Annotated in this window: 6 protein-coding genes; all 6 read left to right on the top strand. The window is 67.3% G+C overall.

The window, feature by feature from the left end:
• A partial coding sequence (rpoC, locus tag VGF64_19110; GenBank protein ID HEY1636872.1) for a DNA-directed RNA polymerase subunit beta' occupies positions 1-2,568 on the top strand: 2,568 nt, incomplete at its 5' end.
• 87 nt (positions 2,569-2,655) lie between these two features.
• Positions 2,656-3,027, top strand: coding sequence for a 30S ribosomal protein S12 (gene rpsL / locus VGF64_19105; GenBank protein HEY1636871.1), 372 nt, complete (start codon positions 2,656-2,658; stop codon positions 3,025-3,027).
• A 2-nt stretch (positions 3,028-3,029) separates the two neighbouring features.
• The gene (gene rpsG / locus VGF64_19100; GenBank protein HEY1636870.1) at positions 3,030-3,500 is read left to right on the top strand and encodes a 30S ribosomal protein S7; all 471 of its coding nucleotides are present in this window, start codon (positions 3,030-3,032) and stop codon (positions 3,498-3,500) included.
• A 36-nt stretch (positions 3,501-3,536) separates the two neighbouring features.
• Positions 3,537-5,636 carry an elongation factor G gene (fusA, locus tag VGF64_19095; GenBank protein ID HEY1636869.1) on the top strand — a complete coding sequence of 700 codons (2,100 nt, stop codon included), beginning with the start codon at positions 3,537-3,539 and terminating at the stop codon, positions 5,634-5,636.
• A 60-nt stretch (positions 5,637-5,696) separates the two neighbouring features.
• Positions 5,697-6,884, top strand: a complete 1,188-nt coding sequence (gene tuf / locus VGF64_19090; protein HEY1636868.1) for an elongation factor Tu — start codon at positions 5,697-5,699, stop codon at positions 6,882-6,884.
• A 35-nt stretch (positions 6,885-6,919) separates the two neighbouring features.
• Entirely contained in the window at positions 6,920-7,081 is a 162-nt protein-coding gene (gene rpmG / locus VGF64_19085; protein HEY1636867.1) for a 50S ribosomal protein L33, read from the top strand.
• The last annotated feature ends 43 nt before the right edge of the window (positions 7,082-7,124 follow it).

The following is a 7,124-nucleotide window of genomic DNA, read 5'->3' as shown; positions in this document are numbered from 1 at the left end:
TTCGTGATGAAGCGGCTCGTCGACGTCGAGATCGCTCCGAACATCAAGTCGGCCAAGCGCATGGTCGAGCGTCGTCGTCCCCAGGTCTGGGACGTGCTCGACGAGGTGATCAAGGAGCACCCCGTCTTCTTGAACCGTGCCCCCACCCTCCACCGCCTCGGCATCCAGGCCTTCGAGCCGGTGCTCATCGAGGGCAAGGCGATCCAGATCCACCCGCTCGTCTGCACGGCCTTCAACGCCGACTTCGACGGTGACCAGATGGCCGTGCACCTCCCGCTCTCCGCGGAGGCCCAGGCCGAGGCGCGGGTGCTGATGCTCTCGACCAACAACATCCTCTCGCCCGCGACCGGGCGCCCGATCACCGTGCCCACCCAGGACATGGTCTTCGGCGCCTACTACCTCACGCTGATGGTCGACGGGGCCAAGGGCGAGGGCAAGGTCTTCCGCCGCATCGACGAGGTCGAGGCCGCCTACGAGTCCGGCGAGGTCGCGCTGCACGCGAAGATCCAGCTGCGCCGGGGGGCTGAGGGTTACCCCGTCGCCTACTACGGACGGCGCCACGAGGGCAATGAGGAAGAGGAGCCCGCCTCCTTCGAGACGACGCCCGGCCGGCTGTTCTTCAACGCCGCGTTGCCCAAGGACTTCGGCTTCGTGAACGACATCGTCGGCCGTCGGGCCACCTCGATCGGCTCGATCGTCGAGCAGCTCGCGGCGCGCTACCCGAAGGCCGTGGTGGCCCAGAGCCTCGACGCGGTGAAGGACCTCGGCTTCCGCTTCGCCACCCGCTCCGGCCTCACGATCTCGATCGACGACGTGAAGACCCCGCCGCAAAAGCGCGAGATCCTCGACCGCTATGAGAAAGAAGCCGAGCGGGCCGAGGCGCAGTTCAAGCGGGGCATCATCACCGACGACGAGCGCCGCCAGAAGGAGATCGAGATCTGGACCTCGGCCAACTCGGAGGTGGGCCGGGCCATGGAGCAGACCTTGTCCACCATGGCCTTCAACCCCCTCGACATGATGGTCGACTCCGGGGCCCGAGGGAACTCCCAGCAGGTCCGCCAGATCGCCGGCATGAAGGGCCTGGTGTCCAACCCGCGGGGCGAGATGATCAACCGACCCATCAAGTCCTCCTTCCGGGAGGGCCTGTCGGTGCTCGAGTACTTCATCTCGACCCACGGCGCCCGCAAGGGCCTGGCCGACACCGCCCTGCGCACGGCCGACTCCGGCTACCTCACCCGGCGACTGGTCGACGTGGCCCAGGAGCTGATCATCCGCGAGGAGGACTGCGAGACCAACCGGGGTATCTGGATCGAGGGCACCGTGCCCGACCAGCCGGGACGGCGCAGCTACCTGGAGACCCGGATCTACGGACGGGCCCTGGCCGAGGACGTGACCCTCTCGGACGGAACCACCCTCAAGGGGGGCTCGATCATCGGCGACGAGGATCTGGCCCGCGTGCGCGACGATCCCGGGGTAACCCGTGTTCGGATGCGCTCGGTCCTCACCTGCGAGGCCGAGCACGGCGTGTGTGCCGCCTGCTACGGGCAGTCGCTCGCCAGCGGCCGGCAGATCGAGATGGGCGAGGCGGTCGGTGTGATCGCCGCCCAGTCGATCGGTGAGCCCGGCACCCAGCTCACGATGCGGACCTTCCACACCGGTGGGATCGCGGGTGAGGACATCACCCACGGTCTCCCGCGCGTGGTCGAGCTCTTCGAGGCCCGCACGCCGAAGGGCGCCGCGGTGCTCGCCCGCACCTCCGGGGTGGTCCGTATCGCCGAGGAGGAGAACGGCCGGCGGATCACGACCGTCGCCGACGACGGGCTCGAGGTCAACTACAACGTGTCGCCCCGGTCGCACCTCGAGATCGCCGACGGCACCGAGATCGATGCCGGCGACGCCCTGGTCGAGGGACCGAAGGATCCCAAGGAGCTGCTGGACATCAAGGGAATCAGGGAGACCCAGCAGTACCTGGTCGAGGAGGTCCAGAAGGTCTACCGGGACCAGGGGGTCTCGATCCACGACAAGCACATCGAGCTCATCGTCCGCCAGATGCTGCGGCGGGTCTCGGTGGCCGAGCCGGGGGCTTCCACCTTCCTGCCCGGCGAGCGGGTGGACTCCCGCATCTACGCCGAGGTCAACCGCAACCTGGTGCAGGCCGGCCAGCGTCCGGCGGAGGGCCGACCCGAGCTCATGGGCATCACCAAGGCGTCGCTGGCCACCGATTCGTGGCTCTCGGCCGCCTCGTTCCAGGAGACCACCCGGGTGCTGACCGAGGCGGCCATCGAGGGCCGCTCCGACCAGCTGTTCGGGCTCAAGGAGAACATCATCATCGGCAAGCTGATCCCGGCCGGCACGGGGATGACCCGATACCGCTCGGTCGACATGGACGCCCCCGAGGCCGAGCGGATGACGTTCTGGTCCTCGGAGATCGAGGGTGAGACCGAGGACCTGGCCGCGTGGCTGCGGGACATCGGGTCGGGGGAGCGCCCGGCGGAGGACGACCTGGCGGCCGGCTGGCTGGCCGACGCCGACAGCGCTGGTCTCGAGCCCGAGGACGGCACGGCATAGCCCGCTGAACCGCTATCATTGTTCACTGGGGCGGAGTGCCGCCGGCGTGCCGCGCCCAATTCCACTGCAGCTTCCGAGAGGTCTGGTGTGCCCACCATTGCCCAGCTCGTCCGCAAGGGACGGGAATCCAAGCAGTCCAAGACCAAGACGCCCGCCCTGCGCGGCGCGCCCCAGCGTCGCGGCGTCTGCACCCGCGTCTACACCACGACCCCGAAGAAGCCGAACTCCGCGCTCCGCAAGGTCGCCCGGGTCCGACTGACAAGCGGCGTGGAGATCACCGCCTACATTCCCGGTGTCGGGCACAACCTCCAGGAGCACTCGATCGTGCTCGTGCGCGGCGGCCGGGTCAAAGACCTTCCCGGCGTGCGCTACAAGATCGTCCGGGGCACCCTGGACACCTCGGGCGTGCGCGATCGCAAGCAGGCCCGCAGCCGCTACGGCGCCAAGAGGGAGGGCTAGCCGTGCCCAGGAAGGGACCCGCCCCCCGCCGCGACCTCATGCCCGACCCGCTGTACCGGTCGGTGCTGGTCACCCAGGTGGTCAACAAGATCCTGACCAGGGGCAAGCGCACGCGGGCCGAGCGCATCGTGTACGACGCCCTCGACATCCTCCGGGACAAGACCGGCGGGGAGCCGGTCGCCGCCCTCAAGCGGGCCGTGGACAACGCCAAGCCCGAGCTGGAGGTGAAAAGCCGCCGGGTCGGAGGTGCCACCTACCAGGTCCCGGTCGACGTCCGCCCTCGACGGGCGACGACGCTGTCCATCCGCTGGCTCGTCGGCTACTCCCGTCAGCGGCGGGAGAAGACCATGGCCCAACGACTGGCCAACGAGCTGCTGGACGCCTCCAACAGCGTCGGCAGCGCGGTCAAGCGCCGCGAGGACATGCACAAGATGGCGGAGTCCAACAGGGCCTTCGCCCACTACCGCTGGTAACCGCAGTATCCGCTTCGTAGACAGTTCGAGACAACCATGCCCCCCCAAGCACCTGTGATCCGCGAGTTCCCACTGGCCAGGACCCGAAACATCGGGATCATGGCCCATATCGACGCGGGCAAGACCACGACGACCGAGCGGATCCTCTACTACACCGGCAAGAACTACAAGATGGGCGAGGTCCACGAGGGCGCGGCCACGATGGACTGGATGGTCCAGGAGCAGGAGCGCGGGATCACCATCACCTCGGCGGCGACCACGTGCCTCTGGAAGGACACCTGGATCAACCTCATCGACACGCCCGGCCACGTCGACTTCACCGTCGAGGTGGAGCGGTCGCTGCGCGTCCTGGACGGCGCCATCGCCGTCTTCGACGCCGTGGCCGGGGTCGAGCCCCAGACCGAGACGGTGTGGCGTCAGGCCGACAAGTACCGGGTGCCTCGCATGTGCTTCGTCAACAAGATGGACCGCATCGGCGCCGACTTCGGTCGCTCGGTGGCCATGATCCGCGACCGGCTCGACGCCAAGCCAGCCGTGGTCCAGATCCCGATCGGCGCCGAGGGCCACTTCCGCGGCTGCATCGATCTCATCGGGCAGAAGGCGCTGGTGTGGGAAGAGGGCATGGGAGAGCGCTGGTCGGTCGAGGACATCCCCGCCGACCTGGCCGACGCCGCCGCCGCAGCCCACAGCGACCTGATCGACGTGGTCTCGGAGTTCGACGACGTCGTCATGGAGAAGTACGTGGGCGAGGAGGAGATCACCCCCGACGACCTCCGACGCGCCCTACGCCACGGCACCATCGAGAACCTGGTCGTGCCCGTGCTGTGCGGCTCGGCCTTCAAGAACAAGGGCGTCCAGCCCATGCTCGACGCCGTCGTCGACTTCCTGCCCAGCCCCCTCGACGTCCCGCCCACGGTGGGGATTGACGTCAAGGGCATCGAGGAGCTGGAGCGCGGGCCCGACGACACCGAGCCGTTCGCGGCCCTGGCCTTCAAGATCATGAGCGACCCTTATGTCGGGCGGCTGACCTACTTCCGGGTCTACAGCGGCACCCTCACCAAGGGCAGCGCGGTGCTCAACTCGACCAAGGACCGCAAGGAGCGGATCGGCCGCATCCTGCAGATGCACGCCAACCACCGCGAGGACAAGGACGCCATCTTCGCCGGCGACATCGTGGCGGCCGTCGGTCTCAAGTACACGACCACCGGGGACACGCTCTGCGATCCGTCGAACCCGATCGTCCTCGAGTCGCTCGAATTCCCCGAGCCCGTCATCCACGTCGCCGTCGAGCCCAAGACCAAGGCCGACCAGGACAAGCTCGGCAAGGCGCTGTTCGCCTTGTCCGAGGAGGACCCGACCTTCCAGGTCCACGGCGACGAGGAGACGGGCCAGACGGTCATCTCGGGCATGGGCGAGCTGCACCTCGAGGTGCTGGTGGACCGCATGCTGCGCGAGTTCAAGGTCGACGCCAACGTTGGCCGGCCCCAGGTCGCCTACCGGGAGACCATCACCCAGTCCGCCTCGAAGGTCGAGGAGCGCTACGTCCGCCAGACCGGTGGGCGGGGACAGTACGGGCACGTGGTGATCGACCTCGAGCCCACAGGCCCCGGTGGTGGCTACGAGTTCGTGGACAAGATCGTGGGCGGGGTGATCCCCAAGGAGTACATCCCGTCGGTCGATGCCGGCATCCAGGAGGCCCTGACCTCAGGGGTCGTGGCCGGCTATCCGATGGTGGACGTCCGCGCCACCCTCACTCATGGCTCGTACCACGACGTCGACTCCTCGGAGATGGCGTTCAAGATCGCTGGCTCCATGGCCGTGAAGAAGGCCGCCCGGCTCGCCCATCCCGTCCTCCTCGAGCCCATCATGGCCGTCGAGGTGGTGACACCCGAGGAGTACATGGGCGACGTCATCGGCGACCTGTCCTCCCGCCGGGGACGGGTCGAGGGAATGGAGCAGCGGGGCAACAGTCATGTCGTCCGGGCCCTGGTGCCCCTCTCCGACATGTTCGGCTACGCTACTGACCTGCGTTCTCGCACGCAGGGTCGTGCGACGTACACCATGCAGTTCAACTCCTATCAGCAGGTTCCCGAGTCGATCTCCAAGGAGATCGTGGCCCGGGTTCGAGGCGAATAGCACTTTTTACGCAGGCGGCATTCGACCCGCCGCCCAGAGAAAACGGAGCAGTACCGTTCTATGGCCAAGAAGAAGTTCGAGCGCTCGAAGCCCCATCTCAACGTGGGCACGATGGGGCACATCGACCACGGCAAGACAACGCTCACCGCGGCCATCACGAAGATCCTTGCCGAAGGCAATCCCAACGTCACCTACACCCCATTCGAGCAGATCGACAAGGCTCCTGAGGAAAAGGCGCGGGGCATCACGATCTCGATCGCCCACGTGGAGTACGAGACCGACAACCGGCACTACGCCCACGTCGATATGCCCGGTCACGCCGACTACATCAAGAACATGATCACTGGGGCGGCGCAGGTCGACGGGGCCATCCTCGTGGTCTCGGCCGCCGACGGCCCGATGCCCCAGACCCGCGAGCACGTGCTGCTGGCTCGCCAGGTGGGGGTGCCCTACATCGTGGTCGCTCTCAACAAGGCGGACATGGTCGACGACGAGGAGCTGCTCGATCTGGTCGAGCTCGAGGTCCGCGAGCTGCTCAACGAGTACGAGTTTCCGGGTGACGACACCCCGGTCGTCCGGGTCAGCGCCCTCAAGGCGCTCGAGGGCGACAAGGATGCCGAGGCCAAGGTCCTCGAGCTCATGGAGGCCGTCGACACCTACATCCCCGAGCCCGAGCGCATCATCGACAAGCCTTTCCTCATGTCGGTGGAGGACGTCTTCAGCATCACCGGCCGGGGCACCGTGGTCACGGGGCGGGTCGAGCAGGGGATCATCAAGGTCGGCGAAGAGGTCGAGATCGTGGGCCTGCGGCCCACGCAGAAGACGGTGTGCACCGGCGTCGAGATGTTCCGCAAGCTCCTCGACGAGGGCCGGGCGGGCGACAACATCGGTGCCCTGCTGCGGGGGACGAAGAAGGAGGACGTGGAGCGGGGTCAGGTCCTGGCGAAGCCGGGGTCGATCACGCCGCACACCGACTTCTTGGCCCAGGTGTACATCCTCACCAAGGAGGAGGGCGGCCGGCACACGCCGTTCTTCACCAACTACCACCCGCAGTTCTACTTCCGGACCACGGACGTCACCGGTCACATCCAGCTGCCCGAGGGCACGGAGATGGTGATGCCGGGCGACAACACCGAGATGAAGGTCCAGCTCCAGAAGCCCATCGCCATGGAAGAGGGCCTGCGGTTCGCGATCCGGGAAGGCGGCCGCACCGTCGGCGCCGGCCGGGTCATCAAGATCGACACGTAGCCAGGTTCGGAAACGAGAGCGGGAGACCAGCAGAGATGGCCAGCGACAAGCGGGTGAAGGTCACCCTCGCCTGCGAGGACTGCAAGCGGCGGAACTACATCACCATGAAGAACAAGACGAACAACCGCGAGCGGATCGAGATGAAGAAGTACTGCCGCTTCGACCGCCGCCACACCCTCCACAAGGAGACCCGGTAGCCACCGTCGGGTCCCGGGACCGGCGCGTAACCTTGGGTGACCG

This window comes from Acidimicrobiales bacterium (genome assembly GCA_036491125.1).
In the GTDB taxonomy this organism is placed as follows: Bacteria; Actinomycetota; Acidimicrobiia; order Acidimicrobiales; family AC-9; genus AC-9.
The sequence above is the reverse complement of the archived record's forward strand: the minus strand, read 5'-3'. Positions and strand labels throughout refer to the sequence as shown.

Excerpts from the sequence above, each read along its gene's own strand:
- fusA (HEY1636869.1), top strand. The coding sequence starts at position 3,537 with ATGCCCCCCCAAGCACCTGTGATCCGCGAGTTCCCACTGGCCAGGACC.
- tuf (HEY1636868.1), top strand. The coding sequence starts at position 5,697 with ATGGCCAAGAAGAAGTTCGAGCGCTCGAAGCCCCATCTCAACGTGGGC.
- rpmG (HEY1636867.1), top strand. The coding sequence starts at position 6,920 with ATGGCCAGCGACAAGCGGGTGAAGGTCACCCTCGCCTGCGAGGACTGC.